The sequence below is a fragment of the Rhodococcus sp. Z6_132 genome (genome assembly GCF_058133635.1).
In genome coordinates, this window is record NZ_JBYUNP010000002.1 from 117,761 (window position 1) to 142,668 (window position 24,908).

21 protein-coding genes and 1 tRNA gene are annotated in these 24,908 nt (G+C 71.2%); 12 read left to right on the forward strand and 10 right to left on the reverse strand.

The window, feature by feature from the left end:
• Nucleotides 1-51 precede the first annotated feature (51 nt).
• Nucleotides 52-363, reverse strand: a complete 312-nt coding sequence (mihF, locus tag AC3YO9_RS07185; protein ID WP_127783668.1) for an integration host factor, actinobacterial type — start codon at nucleotides 361-363, stop codon at nucleotides 52-54.
• Nucleotides 364-522: 159 nt separating this feature from the next.
• Here mihF and AC3YO9_RS07190 point away from each other — a divergent pair, with 159 nt between their 5' ends.
• Genes AC3YO9_RS07190 through nudC form a run of 5 tightly spaced genes read left to right on the forward strand, consistent with a single transcriptional unit; the run spans nucleotide 523 to nucleotide 5,660 of the window.
• Nucleotides 523-1,557 (forward strand): potassium channel family protein, encoded by a 1,035-nt coding sequence (locus tag AC3YO9_RS07190; protein ID WP_489982679.1) that lies wholly within the window; start codon nucleotides 523-525, stop codon nucleotides 1,555-1,557.
• Complete coding sequence (locus AC3YO9_RS07195; protein ID WP_489982680.1) at nucleotides 1,547-2,008, forward strand: hypothetical protein; 462 nt, start codon at nucleotides 1,547-1,549, stop codon at nucleotides 2,006-2,008. The genes AC3YO9_RS07190 and AC3YO9_RS07195 overlap by 11 nt, the downstream gene beginning before the upstream one ends.
• Nucleotides 2,009-2,017: 9 nt before the next feature.
• A complete protein-coding gene (locus AC3YO9_RS07200; protein ID WP_127783665.1) occupies nucleotides 2,018-3,304 on the forward strand; it encodes a M16 family metallopeptidase in 1,287 nt (428 codons plus the stop codon).
• Nucleotides 3,301-4,677 (forward strand): M16 family metallopeptidase, encoded by a 1,377-nt coding sequence (locus AC3YO9_RS07205; protein WP_489982681.1) that lies wholly within the window; start codon nucleotides 3,301-3,303, stop codon nucleotides 4,675-4,677. The genes AC3YO9_RS07200 and AC3YO9_RS07205 overlap by 4 nt, the downstream gene beginning before the upstream one ends.
• A complete protein-coding gene (gene nudC, locus AC3YO9_RS07210; RefSeq protein ID WP_489982682.1) occupies nucleotides 4,674-5,660 on the forward strand; it encodes an NAD(+) diphosphatase in 987 nt (328 codons plus the stop codon). The genes AC3YO9_RS07205 and nudC overlap by 4 nt, the downstream gene beginning before the upstream one ends.
• Before the next feature lie 49 nt (nucleotides 5,661-5,709).
• Here the strand turns inward: nudC and AC3YO9_RS07215 are convergent, their stop codons facing one another.
• Nucleotides 5,710-5,952: a mycoredoxin gene (locus AC3YO9_RS07215; RefSeq protein ID WP_127783662.1), complete on the reverse strand. Its 243-nt coding sequence runs from the start codon at nucleotides 5,950-5,952 to the stop codon at nucleotides 5,710-5,712.
• A 167-nt stretch (nucleotides 5,953-6,119) separates the two neighbouring features.
• On the opposite strand from AC3YO9_RS07215, the gene AC3YO9_RS07220 reads away from it, so the two are divergent.
• From AC3YO9_RS07220 to AC3YO9_RS07230, 3 genes are all read left to right on the forward strand, one after another.
• The gene (locus tag AC3YO9_RS07220; RefSeq protein WP_489982683.1) at nucleotides 6,120-8,306 is read left to right on the forward strand and encodes an ATP-dependent DNA helicase UvrD2; all 2,187 of its coding nucleotides are present in this window, start codon (nucleotides 6,120-6,122) and stop codon (nucleotides 8,304-8,306) included.
• Between the two features lie 496 nt (nucleotides 8,307-8,802).
• The gene (locus AC3YO9_RS07225; protein ID WP_127784870.1) at nucleotides 8,803-9,087 is read left to right on the forward strand and encodes a WhiB family transcriptional regulator; all 285 of its coding nucleotides are present in this window, start codon (nucleotides 8,803-8,805) and stop codon (nucleotides 9,085-9,087) included.
• On the forward strand, nucleotides 9,084-9,290 hold the full coding sequence (locus AC3YO9_RS07230) for a hypothetical protein (RefSeq protein WP_489982684.1): 207 nt from the start codon (nucleotides 9,084-9,086) through the stop codon (nucleotides 9,288-9,290). The genes AC3YO9_RS07225 and AC3YO9_RS07230 overlap by 4 nt, the downstream gene beginning before the upstream one ends.
• A 7-nt stretch (nucleotides 9,291-9,297) precedes the next feature.
• Here the strand turns inward: AC3YO9_RS07230 and AC3YO9_RS07235 are convergent, their stop codons facing one another.
• The 4 genes from AC3YO9_RS07235 to AC3YO9_RS07250 all read right to left on the reverse strand — a co-directional run bounded on the left by AC3YO9_RS07235 (nucleotide 9,298) and on the right by AC3YO9_RS07250 (nucleotide 13,290).
• Nucleotides 9,298-10,611, reverse strand: coding sequence for an ABC1 kinase family protein (locus AC3YO9_RS07235; protein WP_489982685.1), 1,314 nt, complete (start codon nucleotides 10,609-10,611; stop codon nucleotides 9,298-9,300).
• A 55-nt stretch (nucleotides 10,612-10,666) separates the two neighbouring features.
• Nucleotides 10,667-11,551, reverse strand: a complete 885-nt coding sequence (locus AC3YO9_RS07240) for a TOMM precursor leader peptide-binding protein (RefSeq protein ID WP_489982686.1) — start codon at nucleotides 11,549-11,551, stop codon at nucleotides 10,667-10,669.
• A 63-nt stretch (nucleotides 11,552-11,614) separates the two neighbouring features.
• Nucleotides 11,615-13,135 carry a cellulase family glycosylhydrolase gene (locus AC3YO9_RS07245; protein WP_489982687.1) on the reverse strand — a complete coding sequence of 507 codons (1,521 nt, stop codon included), beginning with the start codon at nucleotides 13,133-13,135 and terminating at the stop codon, nucleotides 11,615-11,617.
• A gap of 5 nt (nucleotides 13,136-13,140) precedes the next feature.
• Nucleotides 13,141-13,290 carry a DUF5679 domain-containing protein gene (locus AC3YO9_RS07250; RefSeq protein WP_164860650.1) on the reverse strand — a complete coding sequence of 50 codons (150 nt, stop codon included), beginning with the start codon at nucleotides 13,288-13,290 and terminating at the stop codon, nucleotides 13,141-13,143.
• A gap of 163 nt (nucleotides 13,291-13,453) precedes the next feature.
• Between AC3YO9_RS07250 and AC3YO9_RS07255 the strand changes: the two genes are divergently transcribed.
• Nucleotides 13,454-14,092, forward strand: coding sequence for a M48 metallopeptidase family protein (locus AC3YO9_RS07255; RefSeq protein ID WP_489982688.1), 639 nt, complete (start codon nucleotides 13,454-13,456; stop codon nucleotides 14,090-14,092).
• A gap of 12 nt (nucleotides 14,093-14,104) precedes the next feature.
• Here the strand turns inward: AC3YO9_RS07255 and AC3YO9_RS07260 are convergent, their stop codons facing one another.
• Nucleotides 14,105-15,499 (reverse strand): zinc-dependent metalloprotease, encoded by a 1,395-nt coding sequence (locus AC3YO9_RS07260; protein ID WP_489982689.1) that lies wholly within the window; start codon nucleotides 15,497-15,499, stop codon nucleotides 14,105-14,107.
• Nucleotides 15,500-15,643: 144 nt separating this feature from the next.
• On the opposite strand from AC3YO9_RS07260, the gene AC3YO9_RS07265 reads away from it, so the two are divergent.
• Nucleotides 15,644-16,669 (forward strand): YlbL family protein, encoded by a 1,026-nt coding sequence (locus tag AC3YO9_RS07265; RefSeq protein ID WP_489982690.1) that lies wholly within the window; start codon nucleotides 15,644-15,646, stop codon nucleotides 16,667-16,669.
• A 41-nt stretch (nucleotides 16,670-16,710) separates the two neighbouring features.
• Here the strand turns inward: AC3YO9_RS07265 and AC3YO9_RS07270 are convergent, their stop codons facing one another.
• On the reverse strand, nucleotides 16,711-17,295 hold the full coding sequence (locus tag AC3YO9_RS07270; RefSeq protein ID WP_489982691.1) for a PPA1309 family protein: 585 nt from the start codon (nucleotides 17,293-17,295) through the stop codon (nucleotides 16,711-16,713).
• A 250-nt stretch (nucleotides 17,296-17,545) separates the two neighbouring features.
• On the opposite strand from AC3YO9_RS07270, the gene AC3YO9_RS07275 reads away from it, so the two are divergent.
• Together AC3YO9_RS07275 and AC3YO9_RS07280 are read left to right on the forward strand one after the other, a co-directional pair.
• Nucleotides 17,546-20,572: a UPF0182 family protein gene (locus tag AC3YO9_RS07275; RefSeq protein WP_489982692.1), complete on the forward strand. Its 3,027-nt coding sequence runs from the start codon at nucleotides 17,546-17,548 to the stop codon at nucleotides 20,570-20,572.
• A 116-nt stretch (nucleotides 20,573-20,688) separates the two neighbouring features.
• A tRNA-Met gene (locus AC3YO9_RS07280) sits at nucleotides 20,689-20,765 on the forward strand.
• Between the two features lie 143 nt (nucleotides 20,766-20,908).
• Here AC3YO9_RS07280 and AC3YO9_RS07285 read toward each other — a convergent pair.
• Nucleotides 20,909-21,187: an integrase core domain-containing protein gene (locus tag AC3YO9_RS07285; protein ID WP_489982693.1), complete on the reverse strand. Its 279-nt coding sequence runs from the start codon at nucleotides 21,185-21,187 to the stop codon at nucleotides 20,909-20,911.
• Nucleotides 21,188-21,592: 405 nt separating this feature from the next.
• Nucleotides 21,593-24,907, reverse strand: a complete 3,315-nt coding sequence (locus AC3YO9_RS07290; RefSeq protein WP_489982694.1) for an SNF2-related protein — start codon at nucleotides 24,905-24,907, stop codon at nucleotides 21,593-21,595.
• Nucleotide 24,908 lies beyond the last annotated feature (1 nt).

Below are 24,908 nucleotides of genomic sequence, written 5' to 3' on the forward strand. Positions count from 1 at the left end.
AGAGCGCCACGCCAGACAGCTGGCGGGGCGCTCTCGGTGCAGGTCAGGAGGTCAGGAGGCGGCGGAGATCAGCGCCTCACGCTGCCGGGCGCCCAGGCCACCCACGCGACGGGTGTCCACGATCTGCGCCTGCTCGAGCATCTGGCTGGCTCGCACCGCGCCGACGCCGGGCAGGGCCTTGACCACGGCGAGCACCTTGGTCTTCTTCACCAGCTCGTCGGTGTCGGACTTGGCGAGCACGTCGGCCAGGCTCAGCTTGCCGGCTTTCACCTGGTCCAGCAGCTCCTTGCGGGCGGTGCGGGCAGCGGCGGCCTTGGCCAGCGCCTCGCTGCGCTGCTCGGGGGTCATGGTGGGAAGGGCCATGGGTATCGCTCTCCAAAGATGTGTGGGGGACTGAAACTCCGCCTCCACCATGCACTAGTACCTGCGCGAATCGTTGCGCGACACACAAAATGGCGAGTTTTCGGCGTGTCCAGGGGCCGGAACAACCCGATCAGGGCCGGTGCGTGAAAACTGGGCGCCATGTCAAGACGCTCCCTGCCGCCCGAGGAGCAGAGTGCCCTCAGCGCGGTGACGGTTCCGGGAGTCACCTACGGACCCACCCGCGCCATCCTGCTGCGCATCGCCGGCGCGCTCACCGCGCTGATCGCCACGGTCGGTCTGGTCTACCTCGACCGCAACGGCTACCGCGACGTCACCGAGACGCCGCTGTCGCTCGCCGACTGCTTCTACTACGCCACCGTGACGTTGTCGACCACCGGTTACGGCGACATCACGCCCTACACTCCGAGCGCTCGGATGATCAACGGCCTGGTGATCACGCCGCTGCGCGTGATCTTCCTGATCGTGCTCATCGGGACGACGCTGGAAGTGCTGACCGAGCGGTCTCGCCAGGCATTCAAGATCAACAGGTGGAGCAAAAAAGTGCGTGGACACACGGTCGTCATCGGCTTCGGCACCAAGGGGCGCTCCGCCGTGGCCGCCCTGCTCGGTGACGGGGTCGAGCCCAGCTCCATCGTGGTGGTGGACACCGACGCCACCATGCTGTCCGAGGCCACCGCGCTGGGGGTGGTGACGGTGCACGGCTCGGCCACTCGCTCCGACATCCTCCGCCTGGCCAACGTCCCGCGCGCCGCCTCCATCATCGTCGCGGCCAACCGCGACGACACCGCGGTGCTGGCCACCTTGTCGGCCCGCGAGCTGGCACCCAAGGCCAAGATCATCGCCGCGGTTCGCGAGTCCGACAACGTGCACTCGGTGCGCCAGTCCGGCGCCGACCAGGTGGTGGTGTCCTCGGAGACCGCCGGCCGGCTGCTGGGCATCGCCACCACGGCACCCACCATCGTGCAGATGATGGCCGACCTGCTCACCCCGGACGCCGGCTTCGCCATCGCCGAGCGCGACGTGGAGCCCCGCGAGGTCGGCGGGTCACCGCGGCACCTGTCCGACATCGTGCTCGGCGTGGTGCGCAACGACATCCTCTACCGGGTGGACGAGCCCGCCGTGGACGCCATCGAGACCGGTGACCGGCTGCTCTACATCCGTAATGCCGACTAGCCCAGGCCCGACCGCTGCAGCAGCGTGGGCGCGCCACCGCGACGTGTACCTGCTGCTCGCCGTCGTACTGGGCGCCATCGCCACTGCCGCCGTCGTGCTGCTCACCACCCCGGTGCCCCCGGGTGCGGACGTGGTCGCCAGCGCCGAGGTCACCGCCACCGCCAGCTGTACCGGCGGCGGGTCGGACACCGTCCTGGTCGCCGGACCCGGCGGGCCGGTGAGCAGGGACCTCGACGGCTGCGGCAGCCCGGTGGGCACCCGGGTGCTGGTGAACCTGGCCCCGGGCGGCGCCGTCCCCGCCCGGGTTGCCCTGGCCGGCACCAGGGCCGGGGAGGCCAGCCCCACCACGGCGGTGCTCGCCCTGGCGGGTGCCGCGGTGCTCGCGGGCGGTCTGGCGGCCGCGGCGGTGCGGGCCCGCTCCCGCCGAGACCCCGAGGCGCCGCAGGGATAGGGTCGGCGCGTGGCTCACGTTCCCGCAGTGCACCGGCTCACCCTCGACAACGGCCTGCGAGTTCTGCTCGCACCCGACCCGACCAGTCCCGTGGTGGCGGTCTCCGTCCACTACGACGTCGGGTTCCGCTCGGAGCCGGAGGGACGCACCGGCTTCGCCCACCTCTTCGAGCACCTGATGTTCCAGGGCAGCGAGAGCCTGCCCAAGCTGGAGCACTTCCGGGTGGTGCAGAGCTCGGGCGGGGTGTTCAACGGCTCCACCCACCCCGACTACACCGACTACTTCCAGGTGCTGCCCTCCGCCGCGCTGGAGCGGGCCCTGTTCCTGGAGGGCGACCGCATGCGCGCGCCCAAGATCACCCCGGAGAACCTGGCCAACCAGGTGGAGGTGGTCAAGGAGGAGATCCGGCTCAACGTGCACAACCGCCCCTACGGCGGCCTGCCCTGGATCCTGCTGCCCCCGGTGCTGTTCGACACCTTCCCCAACGCCCACAACGGCTACGGCGACTTCAGCCACCTGGAGGAGGCGACGGTCGAGGACTGCGCGGCCTTCTTCGACACCTACTACGCCCCGGCCAACGCGGTGCTCACCGTGGCCGGTGACTTCGAGGTGGAGCGCGCCACCGAGCTGGTGCACAAGCACCTCGGCGACGTCCCCGCCCGCCCCCGCCCGCAGCGCCCCAGCTTCGCCGAGCCGGCGCTGACCGCCGAGGAGTGGGCCGTGCACGAGGACCGCCACGCTCCGCTGCCCGCCCTGGCCGTGGGCTACCGGCTGCCCGACCCGGCCACCGACCTGGACGGCTACCTGGCCGCAGTGGTGCTGGGCGCGGTGCTCACCGACGGCGACTCCGCCCGGCTGCAGCGCACCTTGGTGCAGCGCGATGGCCTGGTCGCCGACATCTCCGCCGGCTGCGGCCTCTTCGGTGACCCGCTGGACGCCCGCGACCCCGACCCGTTCGTCATCACCGCGGTGCACGCCCCGGAGGCCAGCACCCGCCAGGTGCTCGACGCGGTGGACACCGAGGTCGCCGAGCTGGCCCGCACCGGTCCGTCGGCGCCCGAGCTGGCCGGGGTGCAGGCGCGCTGGCGGGCTGGCGCGCACCGCGAGCGCGACCGCCTGGTCTCCCGCACCCTCGACCTCGGCTCCACCGAGCTGCTGTTCGCCCGCCCCGAGCTGGCCGCCGAGCTGCCCGACCTGATCGCCGCGGTCACCGCCGAGCAGGTGGCCGCCGCCGCCGCGGCACTGACCCCCGGCGCGCGCGCCGTCCTCGAAGTGAAGCCAGGAGCCGACCAGTGACCAGCCCCGCCCGCACCGCCGAGCAGATCGCCACCACCGCGCTGGGTCCCCGCGCGCTGCCCGAGCTGGGCGAGCAGCGCGCCGCCGCCGAGCGCGCGCAGGTCGAGACCGTGCTGGACAACGGCCTGCGGGTGCTCGCCGTGCAGAACACCTCGGTGCCGATGGTGGAGATCCGCCTCGGCGTGCCCTTCGCCGGCAGCGAGCCCACCCACCCGGCGCGGGCCGAGGTGCTCAGCGCCGCGCTGTTCGCCGGCACCGACCGCCGCGACCGCTACCAGGTGGACACCGAGCTGGCCGCCGTCGGTGCCGACCTCTCCGCCGGTGTGGACCCCGAGCACCTCGCGGTGGACGGCTCCGTGCTAGCCGAGGGGCTGCCGGTGCTGCTGGACGTGCTCGCCGACGTGCTCACCGGCGCCACCTACCCCGACCGGGAGGTCGACGGCGAGCGCAGCCGGCTGGTGGAGCGGCTGGAGGTCGCCCGCTCCCAGCCTGGCGTCCTCGCGCGGGAAGCGCTGCTGCACCGGGCCTTCGGGGATCACCCCTCGGCCAACGAGGTGCCCCAGGCCGAGGACGTCGCCGCGGTCACCGCCGAGCAGGTGCGCCAGCTGCACGCCCAGGCCGTGGTGCCGCGGGGGTCGCTGCTGGTGCTGGTGGGTGACCTCGACCCGGAGGACGCGGTGGCGCAGGTGCGCAGCGCGCTCGCCGGCTGGACCTCCGAGGCCACCGCCGCGGTGCTGCCGCCGTGGCCGGCCATCGCCCCGGCCGACGTGCTGCTGGTGGACCGCCCGGGCGCGGTGCAGTCGCAGATCCGGCTGGTCACGCAGGGCGTGTCCCGGCTGGACGAGACCTACCCGGCCGCGCAGCTGGCCAACCTGGTCTTCGGCGGCTACTTCTCCTCCCGGCTGATGGAGAACGTCCGCGAGGACAAGGGCTACACCTACGGCGCCTCCTCGGGCATGGAGACCTCCTCGGCCGGGGCCATCCTGTCGGTGTCGCTGGACACGTCGCGGGAGACCACCGCCGCCGCGCTGATGGAGACCACCTACGAGCTCAGCCGCGTGGTGCACGTGCCGCCGACGGACGCCGAGATCAGCTCCGCCCGGCAGTACGCCATCGGGGCGCTGTCCATCTCGCTGTCCACCCAGAGCGGGCTGGCCTCCACGCTGGCCCGGCTGCTGCCGCTGGGCGTGGACGCCGACTGGGTGCGCACCCACCCGCTGCGCCTGGCCGAGGTGAGCAACGACGACGTGCGGGCGGCCGCCGGGCGGATGTTCGGCCCCGGCCGCTTCACCGGCATCGTGCAGTGCGACGTGGCCACCATCGGCGCCGACCTCGGCACGCTGGGCTCGGTCGAGCTGCCCGCTGCTCGATGAGCGACTTCCAGCTGAGCGAGCCGCCGATGCTCGCCCGCGACACGCTGGTGCGCGACGAGCTGGTGCGGGTGGACGACGAGCGGCTGCTGTCGGGCTGGCAGAGCGCGGCGCTGCTGCGGGTGGATCCCCGCGGGCACGCCGCGGTGCACGAGGGGGCGCTGCAGCTCGGTCGCGCCACCGAGATCGCCGCCCAGCCCCCGGCGGACGCGGTGCTGCTGGGCAGCGGGATGGTCACCGACGGACGGGTGGTGGCCGGCTCATCAGTGCTTGCTGCCGGGGACGCTGCCGCGGCGACTGACGTCTGGGCGGTGACAGTGCCGTACCTGCCCGCCCCCGCCGGTGGTGGCCGGGTGGAGACGGTGGACCTGCGGATGGGCGGGGCCGACCTGGCGCCCACCGAGGCGAGCATGCTGGCCACGGCCACCGCGCTGCTCGGCTGGCACGCCCGCACCAGCTTCTGCGCAGTGTGCGGAGCGACCATGCTGGCGCACGCTGCCGGGTGGGCGCGCCGCTGCGAGGCGCACGGGCACGAGGAGTACCCGCGCACCGACCCAGCCGTCATCTGCCTGGTGCACGACGGCGCCGACCAGGTGCTGCTGGGCCGGCAGCCGTCCTGGCCCGAGGGCCGGTTCTCGGTGCTCGCCGGGTTCGTGGAGGCGGGGGAGTCGCTGGAGGCGTGCGTGCGCCGCGAGGTGTGCGAGGAGGTGGGCGCCACGGTCAGCGACGTGCGCTACCTGGGCAGCCAGCCGTGGCCGTTCCCGCGCTCGATCATGCTGGGCTTCGCCGCGGTGGCCGACTCCGCGCAGCCGGTGGTGCCGCGGGAGGGCGAGATCGCCGAGGCCGCCTGGTTCACCCGGGACGAGATCAAGGCCGCGCTGGCGGCCGGGCACTGGGCCAGCGCCCCGACGGCCGAGCTGCCGCTGCTGCTGCCGGGCGCGGTGTCCATCGCCCGCGGGATGCTGGAGTCCTGGGCCGAGGCATGAAAAACCCGGCGCCTGGTGATCAGGCGCCGGGCTTCTCGGGAGGCGAGGGTCAGGCGGCGGCGAGCTTGGCCTGCACCTCGGCGAAGGACGGGTTGGTCGCGGCAGTGCCGTCAGGGAACACCACGGTGGGCACCACCTGGTTGCCGCCGTTGACGCCCTCCACGAACTCCGCGGCCGCGGGGTCGGCCTCGATGTCGATCTCGGTGTAGCCCACCCCCGCCTCGTCGAGCTGCATCTTCAGTCGGCGGCAGTAGCCGCACCACGCGGTCGAGTACATCGTCAGTTCACCCATGGCCGGAACAACACCGGCAGACGGCATTTGCTTCCCGGCCCGCACCGCCGCCCGGTACCGGAGCCTGCGCCACCGCCTCAGCCACCTCACCCGGGCACGGTAGCGCGCCGAGGCGGACACCCGGAGGGGTGCCGTGCGTGTCGGTGCGGGCTGAGAGGATGGCAGGCATGCCAGACAGTGCCCAGCCCGCCACCTCCGCCCAGCCCAGCGACGTCGCGGCGGTGCTGGACGGCCTGGACGAGCAGCAGCAGGCGGCGGTCGCGGCCCCCCGCGGGCCGGTGTGCGTGCTGGCCGGCGCGGGTACCGGCAAGACCCGCACCATCACCCGCCGCATCGCGCACCTGGTGGAGCACGGGCACACCTCCCCGGGGCAGGTGCTGGCCGTCACGTTCACCTCCCGCGCCGCCGGCGAGATGCGCACCCGGCTGCGCGGGCTGGGCATCGGCGGGGTGCAGGCGCGCACCTTCCACGCCGCCGCGCTGCGCCAGCTGCGCTACTTCTGGCCGCAGGTGGTGGGCGACACCCCGTGGGAGCTGCTGGACCGCAAGTTCTCCCTGGTCGGGCAGGCGGCCAGCCGGGTCGGCGCCAAGACCAGCACGGAGAACGTGCGCGACCTGGCCGGGGAGATCGAGTGGGCCAAGGCCACGCTGATCGCGCCGGAGGACTACCCGGCCGCCGCGGTCCGCGCCCGCCGCGACCCACCCGGCTCGGCCGAGCAGGTCTCCGCGGTCTACGCCGGCTACGAGGCGCTCAAGGCCCGCAGCGGACAGCTGGACTTCGACGACCTGCTGCTGCACACCGCCGCCGCCCTGGAGGAGCACTCCGCGGTGGCCGAGGAGTTCCGCGACCGCTACCGCTGCTTCGTGGTGGACGAGTACCAGGACGTCACCCCGCTGCAGCAGCGCGTGCTCGACGCGTGGCTGGGCGAGCGCGACGACCTCACCGTGGTGGGCGACGCCAACCAGACCATCTACTCCTTCACCGGCGCCACCCCGCGCTACCTGCTGGACTTCTCCCGGCGCTTCCCCGAGGCCACCGTGGTGCGCCTGGAGCGCGACTACCGCTCCACCCCGCAGGTGGTCTCGCTGGCCAACCGGGTGATCGGCGCGGCCAAGGGGCGGGTGGCCGGCAGCCGGCTGCAGCTGATCGGGCAGCGACCCAACGGGGTGGAGCCGCACTTCTCCGAGCACGACGACGAGTCCGCCGAGGCCACCGCGGTGGCCGCGCGCATCAAGAAGCTGATCGAGGCGGGCACCCCGGCCGCGGAGATCGCGGTGCTCTACCGCATCAACGCCCAGTCGGAGGTGCACGAGCAGGCGCTCACCGAGCTGGGCATCCCGTACCAGGTGCGCGGCGGTGACCGTTTCTTCGAGCGGCCCGAGGTGCGCCAGGCGGTGCAGGTGCTGCGCAAGGCCGAGCAGAACGGGGTGGGCCAGGCCGGTGGTGCTGGCGAGGCAGGCGGGGGCGAGGCGGGCGACGACCCGGTGGACCTCATCGCCCTGGTGCGCGCCCTGCTGGAGCCGGTGGGCCTCACCGCGCAGGCCCCTTCGGGTGGCAACGCCCGCGACCGGTGGGAGTCGCTGCTGGCGCTGGTGCAGGTGGCCGAGGAGCTGGTGGCCCACGAGCCCCGGGCCGGGCTGGCGCGGCTGATCAGCGAGCTGGCCAGCCGCGCGGAGTCCCGGCACCCCCCGGTGGTGCAGGGCGTGACGCTGTCCTCGCTGCACGCCGCCAAGGGCCTGGAGTGGGACGCGGTGTTCCTGGTGGGCCTGGTGGAGGGCACGCTGCCCATCCAGCACGCCCTGGGCGAGGGTGGCGCGGCCGAGGAGGCCGCGGTGGAGGAGGAGCGGCGGCTGCTCTACGTGGGCGTCACCCGCGCCCGCGAGGTGCTCTGCCTGTCCTGGGCGCTGTCCCGCAACCCCGGCGGGCGCAAGAGCCGCCGCCGCTCCCGCTTCCTACAGGGCCTGGTGCCCGCCGACTCCCCGGCGGCGCGCACGCCGAGCCGTCCCGAGCAGGGCTCGCGCAGCAACCGCAAGCGCGCGGTGTGCCGGGTGTGCAACGCCGTGCTCACCGGCACCCTGTCGGTCAAGCTGGGCCGGTGCGAGGACTGCCCCTCCGACCTCGACGACGAGCTGCTCGAGGCGCTGAAGGACTGGCGGCGCGAGCGGTCGGCGGAGCTGAAGGTGCCTGCCTACGTGGTGTTCACCGACGCCACCCTCACCGCCATCGCCGAGCAGCAGCCCACCACCGACGCCGCGCTGGTGGCCATCCCCGGCATCGGCGCGGCCAAGCTGGAGCGCTTCGGCGCCGAGGTGCTGGGCCTGGTCAAGGCCGACCGCTCCACCAGCGACGCCTGAGCGGGCAAAACCCCAGGTCATAAATGGGTTGTGAGCCCGCGCACCCCTGGCATAGCCTTCTCCGCAGCACCACGGCACCACGGCACGACAGCACCAGAACGAGACAGCGCCAGGACAAGACCCCGCGCGAACGACCAGCAGCGATGAGCAGGACGAGGGAGGTGGCGACGATGGACAACACCACGATGGCCCGCACCCGTGGGGCAGCGGCACGCGTCGGCGCCGCGTTCCCGTGCGCCGCACCGTCCGCCAACCGGCGCAACCGTCGCGCGCCCGTCGCCTGGAGTGACTTCTAGCAGTCTCCCTGCTCCTCCAGGCCACGGTCCCGCAGCGCGCGGACCGTGGTCTTTTTTTGTGCACCGCACTCGGTGACGACCCCGGCCGCACCCACTCGCCGCCCCGTCCCGACAGCACTGGCTAGTGCTCACTGAAGAGAAGGACTCCTCAGGTGTCTCCCGTCAGCACCCCCACCCGCCCCCGCAGCCGACAGCGGTCCCTGCCGCCGCCGGAGGCCCGGCAGGAGGAGATCGACACCCTGCCGTTGCCGTGCCGCCACGCCGACGCCGACCTCTGGTTCGCCGAGAGCCCCACCGACGTCGAGCACGCCAAGACCCTGTGCGGGCACTGCCCACTGCGGCAGCGCTGCCTGGCCGACGCGCTCGACCGGGCCGAGCCCTGGGGCGTCTGGGGCGGCGAGCTGCTCCAGCACGGCTGCGTCGTCAGCCGCAAGCGGCCCCGTGGCCGCCCCCGCAAGCATCCCGTGCCGAGAGAGGCGTCGTGAACATCGTCGCGGGCACCGAGATCCCCACCGTGCGGACTCGTGCGGAGCAGCACAACGCGCTGCACCTGGTGGAGCTGCGCCACCAGGCGAGCCAGCTGCGGCAGGAGGCGCAGCAGCTGCGCCGGCAGGCCCGGGCGCTGCGCAGGCAGGCGCGGCAGCTCCACCGGACGCCCTGGCTGGGCGCGGTCGGTCGCCTGGGCTAGTGCGGGGCTACTCCTCAGCGGCGCCGGGCTGCCACTCCTGCACGATGGCCCGGAAGGGGGCCTCGGCGTCGAGCTGGCAGAGGATGCCGATGGAGCCCAGCGTCACGCGGTGGATCAGCAGGTACTGCGGGGGCAGGTTGAGCGAGCGGGCCAGCTGGAACTCGTCGCTGTGCACGTCGCTCACCCGCTCGGCCTGGCCCTGCATCCAGCGCCGGGTGAAGTGGAACGTCTCCTCCTGCATGGGCTCCACGAACGGCCGCAGGTAGCCGAGCACCTCGGCGGGGTCGAGGTCGGCGCTGCGCGGCACGAAGCGCTCCTCGCGGAGCATCTCCATCAGCTCATCGGGCTTGTCGTCGATGGCCAGGCGGATCATCCGCCCGAACGTCACGGGCAGGCCGTCGGGCAGGCGGGCCACCGCGCCGAAGTCGATGACGCCCATCCGGTTGTCCGGCAGCAGCAGGTAGTTGCCCGGGTGCGGGTCGGAGTGCAGCAGCCCGGCGCGGGCAGGGGAGGAGAAGTGGAACAGCGCCAGCAGCCGGCCCATCTCGTTGCGCTGCTCCGGGGTGCCCTCGGCGATGACGGTGGACAGCCCGGTGCCCTCCACCCACTCGGAGACGATCACCTTGGGGGCGCTGGCCACCACCTTGGGCACCATGAAGTCGGGGTCGCCGTCGTAGGCGGCAGCGAAGGCGCGCTGGTTGTCGGCCTCGGCCCGGTAGTCGAGCTCCTCCTCCATGCGCTCGCGGAGCTCGTCGATGAGCGGCCGCACCTGCATGCCGGGGATCACCGACTGGAACATCCGGCCGAAGCGCTGCAGCTGGCGCAGGTCCGAGCGCAGGGCCACGTCGGCACCGGGGTACTGGATCTTGACGGCGACCTCGCGGCCGTCGTGCCACACGCCGCGGTGCACCTGGCCGATGCTGGCGGCGGCGGCGGCGACGTCGTCGAAGGACTGGAAGCGCTCCCGCCAGCCGGTGCCCAGCTGCTCGGCCAGCACCTTGTGCACCGTGGCGGCGGGCATCGGCGGCGCGCTCGCCTGCAGCTTGGTCAGCGCCTCCCGGTAGGGCCCGGCCATCTCGTCGGGCACCGCGGCCTCGAAGACGCTGAGCGCCTGGCCGAACTTCATCGCCCCGCCCTTGAGCTCGCCCAGCACGGCGAACAGCTGCTCGGCGGTCTTGGCGCTCAGCTCGGCGCCGACGTCCTCGCTGCTCCGACCGGCCAGCCGCTTTCCCCATCCTGCGGCGGTTCGTCCGGCAAAGCCGATGGGCAAGCTGGCCAGCTTCGCGGTGCGGGCAGCGCTGCTACGAGGGATGTCGGACACCGTCACATTGTCGCCGATTGCCGTCCGGCGTGTGGGCTTCGGGCTCGGCAAGTCTTTATTCATGTGCGCCACAAGGGCAATCGGGGTGCGGACGCCACACGCGGCGGGTGGTTTCGGCCCGGTGGACGTCCACGGTGATGGTGGCGCCCAGCGTCGGGGGAGGGCCGGTGGCGGCGGTGGCCGGCTCGGTGAGGTGCTCCAGCTGACCCAGCGCCACCCCCGCGGTGGCCCGCACCGCGGCCGGGCTGCCGTGCCCGGCCTGGCCATGCAGCTGCGCCGCCAGGGCAGGCCAGTGCTGGTCCCGGTCGGTGCGGTGCAGGTCGGCGCAGCGCAGGCAGCTGGTGCGTCCCGGCAGCACCAGCGGTCCCACCAGGCCGCGCCCGTCGCGCAGCCGCACCGACAGGTGCGCCACCTGGGCCTGCACCAGCTCCGCGGCCAGGCACGGGTCGGCCACCAGGGTGTCGGCCAGCACCACCACTCCCGCTGTGCGGGTCCAGCCGCGGGGCAGCCCGGGCCAGCGGGTCGAGCGGCTGGGCGGGTGCCCGGCCAGCGCGAGCGCGTCGGCCACGGCGTCGCTGAGCGGGCCCTGGCCGTGCACGTGCACCGGGACGGGGTTGGCCGCGCTCGGTCGACCGGTGACGGTGAGCATCCCGGCGTGGTCGAGCTCGTCCAGCAGCCGGTGCAGCTCGGGCTCGGTCAGGCCCGCGTGCGCGGCGGCCTCGGCCAGCTCGGCCACGGTGCGGCTGCCGTCCAGGCCGTTGAGCAGCTCCGCCAGCGGCTGGGCGTCGGACGCCCGGCTGGCCTGCACCAGCACCGCGCGCTCGGGGTCCCAGCCCAGCTGCACCTCGCCGCCGGGGCGGGTGAGCACCCGCACGGTGAGGTCGAGCACGGGGCGGGCGGTACGGGTGATGGCGCTGTGGGTGGTGGCAGTGGTCGTCATGGCGGCCACTCTGCGCTGCTCAGCCCCCGCCTCGGGCCGGGTTCGCGCAGCTGTGGACAGCGGTCAGGGCTGGGCGGGGGAGACGGTGACGCTGACCTCGGTGGCTCCCGGCTCGGCGGCCACCTCCAGCACCGCGGCGTTGGGCGCGGAGACCACTCGCGCGCCCACCGCGCTCACCCGGTAGCCGGTCGGGTACTGCCCGGCCGGGGTGGCCACCGTGCTGCGGGCGCCGGCGGCGAAGGTGTCGGAGCCGTCGGCGCGGGCGGTGCTGTAGCGCAGCGACAGGGTGTGGCCGGCGCGGTCGAAGGCGTAGCCCAGCGGGGTGCCGGCGACAGCCCGGGGGTGCGGCACCGACAGCAGCGCCAGCTTCTCCGCCCGCACGTTGGCGCCGGTGGGTGCCTCGGCGGGGTCCTCCACCACGCCCTGCTCGGCCAGGTCGGCGGTGGTGGGGTCGTTGCAGCCGCAGTAGGCCCAGTACTGCCAGCCCACCATCGCCGCCGCCGCCCGGTCGACCACCCCGGCCAGCACGTCGGGCTTGCTGGTGGCGCCGAACTCGGTGACTAGCAGCGCCGCCCCGGTGGCCCGGGAGTACGCGTCGGCGTTGGCGTGCACCAGGGGGTCGAAGTACCCGCAGCCGGCGTCGGCACCGGTGACGAAGGTGACCGGGCAGTACAGGTGGTACGACAGCCCCTGGTTGGCCACCCCGGGGTTGCCGGTGACCATCGGCGCGCCGGCGCTGGCCAGCGAGAACGGCTCGGTGAACACCAGGGTGTGCGGGTCCTGGGCGCGGATGGCCGCCCCCACCCGCTGGTGCAGGGCGGTGAGCCCGGCCGCCGAGGTGGGGCAGGTGGCCAGCACGCAGCCCACCCACTGCGAGCCGGGCCAGGGCTCGTTGAGCACGTCGTAGCCCAGTACCCCGGGGCGTCCGGCGAAGCGCTGTGCCACGTGCCCCCACGCCGCGGCGAAGCGGTCCTGCAGGCCCACGCCGCCGGGGCCGGGGTCGTTGGCCAGGAAGTGGTCGTAGGCGCGGATGAGCGCCGGCTGCAGGAACTGGTTGGTGGGAAAGCCCAGCTGCGGCCAGGCGGGCAGCCCGTCGTCGAGCACCGCCCAGTCGGGGGCGAACTCACCCTGGAAGCGCTCGTTGTACATGTCCTGGTGCATGTCCAGCAGCGAGGTGACGCCGTGCCGCGCCAGGGTGTCCACGGTGGCGGCGATGCGGTCGAGGTAGGCGTCGTCGTAGCGGCCGGGCTCGGGCTCCACGGCCTTCCAGATCACCCCGACCCGAACGCTGTCGAAGCCGTGGGCGGCGAGGAAGGCGGCGTCGGCGTCGTCGAAGCCCACCGCGTCCGGGGCGTAGGGGGCCCGCTTGTTCACCATGTTCACGCCGCTGGTGATGAGCACCCGGCCGTCGGCGTCCACGATCCAGCGGCCCGCCGCGCCGTAGGGGCCGGGGCCGGGCAGGGTCGTCGCGGCGCCTGGTTCGGGTGCCGCGTCCGCGGGCGTGCCGGTACCCACCAGTGCGGCGGAGGCCAGCCCGAGGGCCAGCAGCGTCGCTGCGGATCGGCGCAATCCGGGGCGACGCACCGGAGTCAGGCTTTGCCGAGGATGCGGTTCATCTTGGTGCCGCACACCGGGCAGGTGCCCTTGGCCATGCGACGACCGTTGGTCTCGGTGACCTCGCCCTGGAAGTCCCGCTTCTCCCGACACTTGACGCAGTACCCGTTGTAGGTGTCGGCCATTGCGGCGCTCCTTCGTGGACCTGGGTTGCACGGTCAGTAGCTGCGCACCTCGGAGAGTGTGGGTCTCTGAGCTGCGGGAACCGACGGTACCCACCACGCCTGGGCTCCGCACGGCGTAGCGGCGCCGGAGGCCCTGCCTGGGGGCCTCGCTACGGTGGCACCCGTGCCAGCCGACCCCCACACCTCCCCAGCACCGGCCGCCGGGTCAGCCGCGCCCAAGGTGGAGGTGCGCCGCAGCGCCAAGCGTCGCCGCACCGTCAGCGTCCGCCGGGAGGGCGACACCGTGGTGGTGCTGGTGCCGGCGCGGCTGAGCAAGGCCGAGGAGGCCCGCTGGGTGGCCACCATGCTGGAGAAGCTGGAGCGCTCCGAGCGCCGCCGCGCCACCGGTACCCGACGTTCCGACGCCGACCTGGTGCGTCGCGCGGAGCAGCTCTCCGCGCGGTGGCTGGCGGGGACGGTGCGGCCGGCGGTGGTGCGGTGGGTTCCGGCGATGCGCACCCGGTGGGCGTCGTGCACGCCGGCCGACGCGTCCATCCGGGTGAGCGAGCGGCTGCGCACCGCCCCGGCCTGGGTGCTGGACTACGTGCTGGTGCACGAGCTGGCGCACCTGCTGGAGTCCGGCCACACGCCGCGCTTCTGGTCGCTGGTGCACCAGTACCCGCTCACCGAGCGGGCCATCGGCTACCTGCAGGGCCTCTCCGCCGCCGAGCACGCCGCGGTGAGCCAGCCGGGCGGGGGCGAGCCGGAGGACAGCGAGCCGGACGACGACGTGGCTGCGGCGCCGCCCGACGCGCTGGACTGAGCGGGGCCGGGCCTACTTCTGCAGGTTGGGCCCGTCGCCGGTGTCGCCGTCGCCCTCGCCTGGCTCGTCCTTGCGGGCGGCCTCCTCGCTCTCCCGCGCCATGGTGCGCTCGAGCTCCTCCATGGGGTTGTCCGAGCCGGAGGTGCGGCTCATCAGGAAGCGCTCGGCGAAGGCCACCGGGTCGTCCAGGTCGTCGGAGCTGGGCAGCAGGTCGGGGTGCGCCCACACCGCGTCGCGGGTGGCGGCGTCGCTGCGCTCGGCGAGCACGCGCCACAGCTCGGCGGCCTCGCGCAGCCGCCGTGGCCGCAGCTCCAGGCCCACCAGGGTGGCGAAGGTCTGCTCGGCGGGGCCCCCGCTGGCGCGGCGGCGGCGCAGGGTCTCGCGCAGCGCGTCGGCGCCGGGCAGCCGGTTGTGCACCGCGTCGGACACCACGTGGTCCACCCAGCCCTCCACCAGTGCGAGCAGGGTCTCCAGCCGCTGCAGCGCGGCCTTCTGCGCGGGGGAGGTGGTGGGGCCGAAGGTGCCCTGGCCCAGCGCCTGCTCCAGCGCGGCCGGGTCGCCCAGGGTGGCCGGGTCGAGGTTGCGGGCCATCTCCTCCATCGCGGAGAAGTCCACGGTGATGCCGTTGGCGTACTCCTCCACGGTGGCGAGCATGCGCTGGCGCAGCCACGGCACGTGCGCGAAGAGGCGGTGGTGGGCGGCCTCGCGGGCGGCGAGGTAGACCATCACCTCGTGGTCGGGACGGTCCAGTCCCTCGGTGAAGGTGGCGATGGCCTGGGGCAGCAGCGCCGCGGTGCCCTCCGGGCCGAGCGGCAGCCCGATGTCGGTGGAGCTGAGGACCTCCTTGGACAGCTGGCCCAGGGCCTGGCCCAGCTGGGAGCCGAAGGCCATCCCGCCCATCTGGCTCATCATGCCCATCATCGGGCCGAGCATCTGCTTGGCCTCGTCGGGCAGCCCCTCCACCCAGGCGCCGGCCATCTTGGTGGCCACCGGGTCGCACAGCCGTTGCCAGGTGGGCATGGTGTTGCTCAGCCAGTCCTTGGCCGTCCACGCCGCGCCCTGGCGGAAGCCGGCGGGCAGCGGGGTGACGTCGTCCAGCCACAGCTCGGCCAGGCGCAGCGCGTCCCGCACGGCGTCGGACTCACCGGACTTGAGCGCGGGGACCGGGCCCAGCTGCTGCTCGGCGAGCTGACGGGCGAGGTCGTAGTTGACCGGGCCGCTGGAGCTGCCGGCGTTGGAGAGCATCTGGCCGAACTGCGTCAGCATCTGTCCCAGGGCCGCGGGGTCGAAGCCACCCGCGCCGCCGCCACCGAAGCCGAAGGGGTTGTCCGAGGATCGCTTGCCGCGCTCGTCGTCGTCGCCCGAGTCGTCACCGGAGCCGGAGAAGCCGAAGGGGAGATTACTCATGGGTCAACGGTACCCGGCAGCAGTCGCCGGTTCCGCACCATCGGGGCACGCTCTGGGCGAACACGACCCCTGACCACACCGGCGCGCGGACCGGACGGGCTTGCCGGAGCGGGCCGGCCAGGACCGGGCTCTACGCTGACCCCCGTGACGCGTCGGACAACCACCCTCATCGTGGGGCTCGTGCTCATCGTCGTGCTGGGCGGGTTCGGGGGAGCGGTGCAGGTGCCCTACGTCGCGCTGGGCCCCGGACCGACGTTCAACACCCTCGGCGAGGTGGACGGCAAGCCGGTGGTGGAGGTGCAGGGCCGGGAGACCGCGCCCACCGAGGGCAACCTGAACATGACCACGGTCGCCGTCAACGACGGCATCAGCCTGTTCGGCGCGATCGGGCTGTGGGTGAGCGGGCGCTACGCGCTGGTGCCGCGCGACCAGATCTACCCGCCGGAGAAGACCCGGGAGCAGGTGTCGCAGGAGAATGCCCAGGACTTCGCCGAGTCGGAGAACAACGCGGAGGCCGCGGCCCTGCTCTACCTGCAGGTGCCGACCAAGGTGACGGTGGGCGCGCTGACCCAGGGCTCACCGGCGGACGGGGTGCTGGCCGCGGGTGACCAGCTGCTGTCGGTCAACGGCCAGCCCGTGAGCACCGCCTACGAGACCCTGCAGGCGTTGAAGAACACAAAGGCAGGCGAGCGGGTGAGCGTCACCTACCGCCACGACGGCGGCCCGGAGACCTCGGCCACCATCACCCTGGCGCAGGGATCGGAGGACGAGGACCGCGGCTACATCGGGATCACCCCCGACACCACGCCGGATGCGCCCTTCACCATCGAGTTCAACCTCGCCGACATCGGCGGTCCCTCGGCGGGGCTGATGTTCGCCCTCGCCCTGGTGGACAAGCTGACCACCGGCACCCTCAACGGCGGCAAGTTCGTGGCCGGGACCGGCACCATCGACGGCGTCGGCAAGGTCGGTCCCATCGGTGGCATCCCGTTCAAGATGATCAAGGCCAAGGAGGCCGGGGCGACCACCTTCCTGGTGCCCCAGGCCAACTGCGCCGAGGCGCTGCAGCGGGTGCCCGAGGGCCTCGAGCTGATCAAGGTGGAGACCCTGGCCACCGCGGTGGACGCGCTGAACACCGTCAACGCCGGCGGCCAGCCGCCCCGCTGCTGACGCCTGGGCTGCTGATCCCCGGGGCTGCTGCCGGGAAGGGCCTACTCCTCCAGGGTCGCCTGCAGGGCGGCCACCAGGTTGGGGGCCAGCTCGGGGTGCTCCAGCAGCTCGGGCTCGGCGTCGGGGTCGGCGGCCAACGTCGCTGCGTCGGGGCGCAGCTGCAGCAGGCACAGCGACTCCCCGCCGCGCAGCACTGCTGCCACCAGCCGGGCCTCCTGCCGCTCGGGGTGCTCGGCGGCCAGCTGCAGGGCCACCCGCTCGGCTTCGGCCTCGTCGGCGGTCTGCTCGGTCACCTGGTCCAGCTCGGCCTCGGCCTCCGGCGGCAGGATGAGGATCTCCTGTACCAGCACGCAGCCGGCGACGGCCTCCGGCCAGGTGATCCCGGCCAGTGCCTCGTCCAGCTCGGGGGAGCCGCCCTCGGTGCCGCCGGGCAGGGGCTCCTGGGCCACCGGGGTCAGCTCGGAGTCGCTGGACAGCCCCTCGGCCAGGTCGGGCTCGCGCTCCAGGAGCTCGGCGGTGGGCACCAGGGCGAACAGCTGCGGCGGCTGGTCCCACCCGGCGTCGTCCACGAAGGCGACGACCTCGCGCACGCAGGTGGACAGGGCGGACGGCGACAGCAGGCTCATGGCTCCATGGTCCCAGGGTCGGCGCGGGGCGGTCCCAGGGGTAGCCGGAGGCGGGGGACAAATCGGGCATCCGGGCCGCCGGAGGCGGGGGACAAATCGGGCACTGTGCAGCCCAGGGGCTTGCGCTGAGGGCGAAGCGGGCGGCTGAGACGCAGCATCGTCAGTAGACTGCGCGATATCACCGAATTGTCAGACCGGTGACACCACCCAGCGGCGCCCAGCGCCGTGCGACTGCTTGGAGTGTGGCTTCGTGGCCGTGCGCCCACCCACTGGTATGTCCGGATTGTCGAGAAGGAGTCGGTGGCTGTTGGCCGCCGGCGTCGTGCTGCTGGTGCTCGTCTTCGGTGGCTCCCGCTTCCTCAACACCTACATCGACTGGGAGTGGTTCGGGGCCCTCGGTTTCCGTGGGGTTTTCACCAAGGTCCTCATCACCAAGCTGGTGCTCTTTCTCGTCGTCGGGTTGTTCATCGGCGCGGTGACGTTCGGGGCGCTGTACCTGGCCTACCGCACCCGGCCGGTGTTCGTGCCGGTGTCCGGGCCGGACGACCCGATCGCCCGCTACCGCACCGCGGTGATGAGCCGGCTGAAGCTGTTCGGCATCGGCATTCCCGTGGTGGTCGGCGTCATCGCCGGCGCCGTGGGGCAGTCCGACTGGGCGCTGGTGCAGCTGTTCCTCAACGGCACCAGCTTCGGCCAGACCGACCCGCAGTTCGGGCTCGACCTCGGCTTCTACGCCTTCGACCTGCCCTTCTACCGCTTCCTCATCGACTGGGTCTTCGTCGCGGTGGTGCTCGCCTTCCTGGCCAGCCTGGTCACCCACTACCTGTTCGGCGGGCTGCGCCTGGCCGGGCGGGGTGGACGGCTGACCACGGCGGCGCGGGTGCAGCTGGCGGTGCTGGCCGGCACCTTCGTGCTGGTCAAGGCCGTCGCCTACTTCTTCGACCGCTACGAGCTGCTCTCCAGCGACCGCAACCCGCAGTTCACCGGTGCCTCCTACACCGACCTGCACGCTGTGCTGCCGGCCAAGCTGATCCTGCTGTGCATCGCGGTGATCTGTGCGGCGGCGTTCTTCGCCGGCGTGGTGCTGCGCGACCTGCGGGTGCCGGCGCTGGCCACCGCACTGCTGGTGTTCTCCTCCATCCTGGTGGGCGCGGCGTGGCCGGCCATCCTGCAGCAGTTCTCGGTCAACCCCAACGGCCCCGACCGGGAGGCGCAGTCGATCCAGCGCAACATCGACTCCACCCGGGCCGCCTACGGCATCACCGACGAGCAGGTGAACTACGTGGACTACCCGGGCACGGCCACGGTGGCGCCGGCGGACGTGGCCACCGACACCGCCACCATCTCCAACGTGCGCCTGCTCGACCCCACGGTGCTCTCCCGCACCTTCACCCAGCAGCAGCAGCTGAAGAACTTCTACGGCTTCCCGGACACGCTGTCGGTGGACCGCTACGAGACCGACGGCGAGCTGCGCGACTACATCGTGGCCGCCCGGGAGCTGGCGCCCAACGCGCTGACCGGCAACCAGGTCAACTGGGTGAACAAGCACACCGTCTACACCCACGGCAACGGCTTCGTGGCCGCGCAGGCCAACAAGGTCAACGCCGCGCTGACCGACGCCGGCACCGGCACCGGGGGCTACCCGGTGTACTCGGTGAGCGACCTCAACTCGAAGTCCCAGACCATCCCGGTGGACCAGCCGCGCATCTACTACGGCGAGCTGATCGGCAAGTCCAACCCTGACTACGCCATCGTCGGCGACGTCGAGGGTGCGGCGCCGCGGGAGTACGACACCGACTCCTCCAGCTTCACCTACGACGGAAAGGGCGGGGTGGACATCGGCAGCTGGGTGAACCGGCTGGCCTTCGCCGCCAAGTACGGCGAGCGCAACATCCTGTTCTCCAGCGCCGTCACCGACGAGTCCAAGATCATCTTCAACCGCGACCCCCGCGACCGCGTGCACGCCGTGGCGCCGTGGCTGACCACCAACAGCGAGACCTACCCGGCGGTGGTGGACGGGCGCATCCAGTGGATCGTGGACGGCTTCACCACGCTGGACTCCCTGCCCTACGCCCAGCGCACCTCCCTGGAGGCGGCGACGGCGGACAGCCTGGCGGCCTCGCCGGGCGTGCGGCAGGCGCCGGACAAGCAGGTGTCCTACATCCGCAACTCGGTGAAGGCCACCGTGGACGCCTACGACGGCACGGTGACGCTGTACGCCAACGACGACAAGGACCCCGTGCTCAAGGCCTGGCAGGGCGTGTTCCCGGGCGTGGTCAAGCCGGCCAGCGAGGTCTCCGACGAGCTGCGCTCGCACTTCCGATACCCGGAGGACCTGTTCAAGGTGCAGCGCGACCTGCTCACCCGCTACAACGTGAGCGACCCCAAGGAGTTCTTCCAGAACAACGGCTTCTGGTCGGTTCCGGACGACCCGACGGTGGACAACAACAACGGCAAGGCGCCGCAGCCGCCGTACTACGTGCAGGCGGCCGACCCGCAGACCGGCAAGTCCTCGTTCCAGCTGACCAGCGCGCTGGTGGGGCTGAAGCGGGAGTTCCTGTCCGCGTACATGACGGCCAGCTCTGACCCGGACACCTACGGGCAGATCACCGTGCTCAAGCTGCCCACGGACACCCAGACGCAGGGTCCGCAGCAGGTGCAGAACTCGATGCTCTCGGCGCCGTCGGTGTCCAAGGAGCGCAACCTGCTGGGGCAGCAGTCCACCAAGATCGAGTACGGCAACCTGCTGACGCTGCCGGTGGGTCAGGGTGGCTTGCTGTACGTGGAGCCGCTCTACATCGAGCGCTCGGCGCAGAGCTCGTCCTTCCCGCAGCTGGCGCGTGTGCTGGTCAGCTACAACGGGCAGGTGGGTTACGCGTCCACGCTGTCGGAGGCGCTGGACCAGGTGTTCGGGGCCGGGGCGGGCTCGGGCACCACGGCGCCGGCCAGCCCGGCGCCCGGGGGCTCGACCGCCACACCGACCGCGCCGCAGGCACCGTCGGCGGGCACCCCTGCGCCTTCGGGGCAGAGCGTGGAGCAGGCGGTGACCAACCTGAACAACGCGCTGGCCGAGCTGAAGACGGCACAGTCCAGCGGTGACTTCGGCCAGTTCGGGCAGGCGCTGACCAAGCTGGACGCGGCCGTGAAGGCGTACCAGCAGGCCAACGGCCAGGCGGCCACCGGGAGCGGGACCAGCGGCAACGGGACGTCGTCCGGCAACGGAGCGAGCGCTCCGGCCACGTCGGCTCCCGCGCCGGCGCCCCAGCCGGGCGGCTAACTACAGAGAGTGACGCAGAACATACTGGTTTGCCGGGTGCGGGATTTGCACCCGCACCCGGCGGCCCGGTAGTGTTCCTCTTGTCAGCAAGGAACGAATCAACACGCTGACAGCGACGCGGGGTGGAGCAGCTCGGTAGCTCGCTGGGCTCATAACCCAGAGGTCGCAGGTTCAAATCCTGCCCCCGCTACCACCACCGAAATCCCCTCAGGTTCTCCTGGGGGGATTTCGGCAATTTTAGGGCCACGCGGTTTGAGGTGCTTATTTACGCGGCGAAGTCTGCGCTGATGCCCTGGGATTCACGAGCGCTACCGGGCCCGTGCAAGGCCCAGCAGACTATGTATCCAGGGCGGTGAGACGGTCGGTGTCGGACGTCCAGGGGTGGGCGTAGGCGAACTCGGTGAGCAGGGTGCGGTTGAGGCGCTCGGCCTTGCCGTTGGTCCAGGGACACCCCGGCTTGGTGAAGCGACGCCGAATCCCGAGGGCGGTGCACTCAATGGCCACGTGCAGGAAGTCATAGCCGTTGCCGCGGCCGCGGCCGGCCTCGCTGCGCCCGTGCACCCGCCACCCACCTCCGTCGGGGACCCGGCCGAGCTTCTTCACGTCCACGCGCACCAGCTCCCAGGGCAACCGCCGCTCGTAACGGATCCCGGTGAGCCTCCACCGCGGTGCCGCTGCGGCGGGGGGCTGGTGCGCGGGTGGCGGGAGCGATCGACCAACCCGCCGGTCCGGCTGGGCCTGGCGACGCACCCACTTGTGCACCGTGGCCCCCGAAACCCCCAGCTGCTCGGCCACCCCGGCCGCCCGGGCCGATACCGATCCACCATCAGCTGGCCGGCATAGATTGTGGTGCGGGCATCAGCATGAGACACGAGGACCTCCGTGGTGAGTGCGTGCGTCAGACACACCCACTCCGCCCGGAGGTCCTCCCCACGTCAAGACACCACGCCGTCAACAACGTGCGGAGTCAGTACACCTAGCTCGGCCGCCTGAGCAAATGCAATCAGATCTGCCCCGCGCCTACAGCTTGCTATCGAATCGCGGGAGCAGGGCGGCGAGTTCAGGGGTCCCATAGGTTAGGAATACCAGGCTCGGGTCCCCGCTTTGCTCCCAGGTTTCACGGTCGAAAGTCACCGGTACGACACTGGGGTCCGCGCTATGCAAGTAGTCCCCGGCAACGGCAACACCATCCGACGTAGCAAACGATAGCCACGGTGATTCACCCACCGGGAGTTGCAATCGATACACACGCGGGCGGACCTGGTCCGGTTTTAACCAGTTCATCGTAAGGTCATTCGACGACAGCGTTTGCTCCAAGTCCACCGGGGTGACGGCTCCAACAAGTATCGGTGGCGCGTTTATGTATCCTCTCTCCGCAGGTGTACCGATGTCGTTGCTCTGCACGGGCTGGCTCTTAATTGCCTCCGCTTGGTCACGAATGCTATCGAGTTGGGTTGCGACGTCGTCGAGTGAGGCATTTACGGCGAGGGCCAGGTGCTCGATGGCCTTCTCCACGTTGGCGAGCACGGGGGCAGCTTCCCCGACGATGTGCGTGAAGTCGCCGTAGTCTTCGGCTATGCCTTTGTAGACCTGCTCCTCCACGGTGTCGGCGTAGAAGTAGTTGCTGATGCGGATGTCCGGATAAGACGCTCCGATGCGGTCTACACGGCCGATGCGCTGCTCGACGCGCATCAGATTCCAGGGCATGTCGTAGTTGATGAGCCGCCCTGAGGTTTGGAGGTTCAAGCCCTCACTCATGGAGTCCGTGCCGATGAGGACTTCGAGTTCACCGCTGCGGAACATGGTCTTGATCTCGACTTTGGTGACCCCGGTCCAAGTCTTCGTCTTGGCGTTGTAGACCTCGCCGCCACGTCCGGAGTAGCAGCCGAGCTTCTTATATCCAGCGGCGATGAGGCGCTCTCGTACGTAGTCCATGGTGTCGGTGTACTGCGTGAAGACCACGAGAGACGAGTAAGACATCAGGGCGGTGTTGACGTCGTTCACCAGACGAGTCGCCTTAGTGTCCTCGCCCGTGATGGTGCCGAGTTCAGCGAGGAAGGACCGGAGTTCGGCGATTTCGTCGCGCAGCCGGTCCGAGCGCACGTCGAACGTCTCGGGGTCGAAGAGCGAGTCCTCGAGGTCGAAGTTGTCGTCGTCGGTGAGCAGTTCGCCAAGGCTCCTGCCCTCCTCCAGGACGTTGAGACGACGCTGAAGGGACCGCCTGATGGCCTCGAATGACGAGGTGAGGCGCCGGCGGTAGACCGTCATAATGAAGCCGAGCGCCTTGTTGCCCTTGTCGTTCTTGTAGGCATTGTAGTGGCGACGGATGTACTCCTCGATGCGGTCATACAGGTGCCGCTCGTTAGCGGCGAGCGGGATGAACTCGTCGTCGACATGGCGGTGCGGAATGACCACGGACTCGGGGATGATGCCCGCGGCCTGGTAATCACGCATTGTCTTGCGGGTGTTGCGGAACACTCGATCGCGCATCGGCGTGTGACGTCGCAGCCACTTGTCCATCCACTCGGATGTCTCGTTCGGGAACTGGGCCTTCATGTCCGCGCTCGGCTGGTTGTGGGCGAGACCGGTCACGGCGTACGAGCTGGCCCATCCAAGGGCGTCCTCGATGTCACGTTCGAGTTCAAAGTCACGGTCCGCCTGCGGGTCCGAGAAGTAGTCGTGCAGCATCTCGCAGAGCATTTTCCAGCCCCGGTTCTGGGGCGGGTCTCCGAGCATCACAAAGTACTGAGTGAAGAAGAACGCCATCTCCCCCCACTTGCCCTTGAGACCGAGCAGCGAGATGAGGTCCCAAGCTTCGTGCGCGTGCATCTGCATAGGAGTCGCGGAGGCGAGATATAACGCCTGCCACATCTGCCTGTCGCGCATCTCCAGCAGCAGCGCGAGGAGCGAGTTCGGCGAATCTGTCGGCTTGGAGCCCTTGCGGCGCGCGTGGTGTGCCTCGTCGACCAGTACGACGTCCCAAGGACCTGCGTCGAGTAGTTGCTTGCGACGGTCCCGTCGCCGAGCCAAGTGAGAAGACGCGAGCACGATGGGGAATGCAGACCACGGGTTGGCCTTTGTGTCCACGTCGATGGGCTGGTCGAACCGGTCGAGGAATCCGCCCTTGTCGTAGCGGGCGACATCCAGGTTCATTTTCTCATGAAGTTCCTCCTGCCACTGCTTCATCACCGAAGCTGGTACAAGCAGGAGCGCCTTCCGAGCGCGACCAGAGGTGAACAATTCCCGGAGGACCAGACCAGCCTCGATGGTCTTTCCGAGCCCAACCTCGTCCGCGAAGAGGTAACCGCGCGGGTATGTCGAGACAACGCGGTGGATGAGTTCAGCCTGATGGGGGAGTGGCTGCGCCCAGGCCGTGCCGACTCCCGCCCATCGGGACTTGGTAGGCGCGTCGCGGAGGTCGACCAGTTCAGCCCACGCCGCTTCGAAGTCGACGTCTGCCTCCTCGACGTCCTCGTCTTCACCGGGCACGTCGGGCGCGTCCGGAGGCACGAGAGGGACGGGCGGCAGTGGTGGCGCATCGGGCGCGTTCTCGATGAGGTGCTGCTTGACCGCCGAGGGCAGGTCGATGACGGCCCACCCCGCGTCGGGATCTTCGTTCCAGTGCTTGTCGAAGTCGCGGACCTTGTGGTCTCCGAGGTACTCCCAAATCGGGATGTTCCAGGACGGGTAGACGTCGAAAGTCTCGTGGTTCTTCACCCACGCGGTCACCGACGAGTTGTTGGAGCCGTTGAAGGCGACCTTATTGCCGTAACGGTCCGCAAAGATGCCGTACTTCGTGTGGAAATAGCGACCTGACTCCCGGTGAGTCAACAGGTGCCCGTCGCCGTCCTGAGGTATCCCGACCCGAATCTCCAGACGGTCAGTGGCAACCATCCAGGCCAGCACACTGAGGTGCTCGCTCTGGATAATCTTCGTCCCCTCCAGGTCAGGGTCGTCGAGCAACCGCTGTGCAACCACATCATCTAGCGGCTTTCCGGCGAGGAGGGCCTCGACGTCTTTCTGGATGAGTTGAGCGCCGACGATGAGGCGCATGCGCCCGCCGTTAGCGAGGAAGTGCGCCGTGCCCTGGGCTGCGAATTGGAGTTCAGCGGCGGACCAGTACCCGACGGCACGGTCGTACGCCACCGCGCGCGTAAGTAGGGGCAGGTAGAACGTCTCGAATGGGTCGTCGTCTGGCGAGTACGTCGACTTCAGCGAGACGGTCCGGAATGACTCCTCGGCCGTCGCAGGGTCGTGGGGGAAGACGCCCCCCTGCTCCGACGCACCAGGGGCCGGTGCAACAGGTGGGAGGGCGTCGCTGAACTCCTGGGTCACG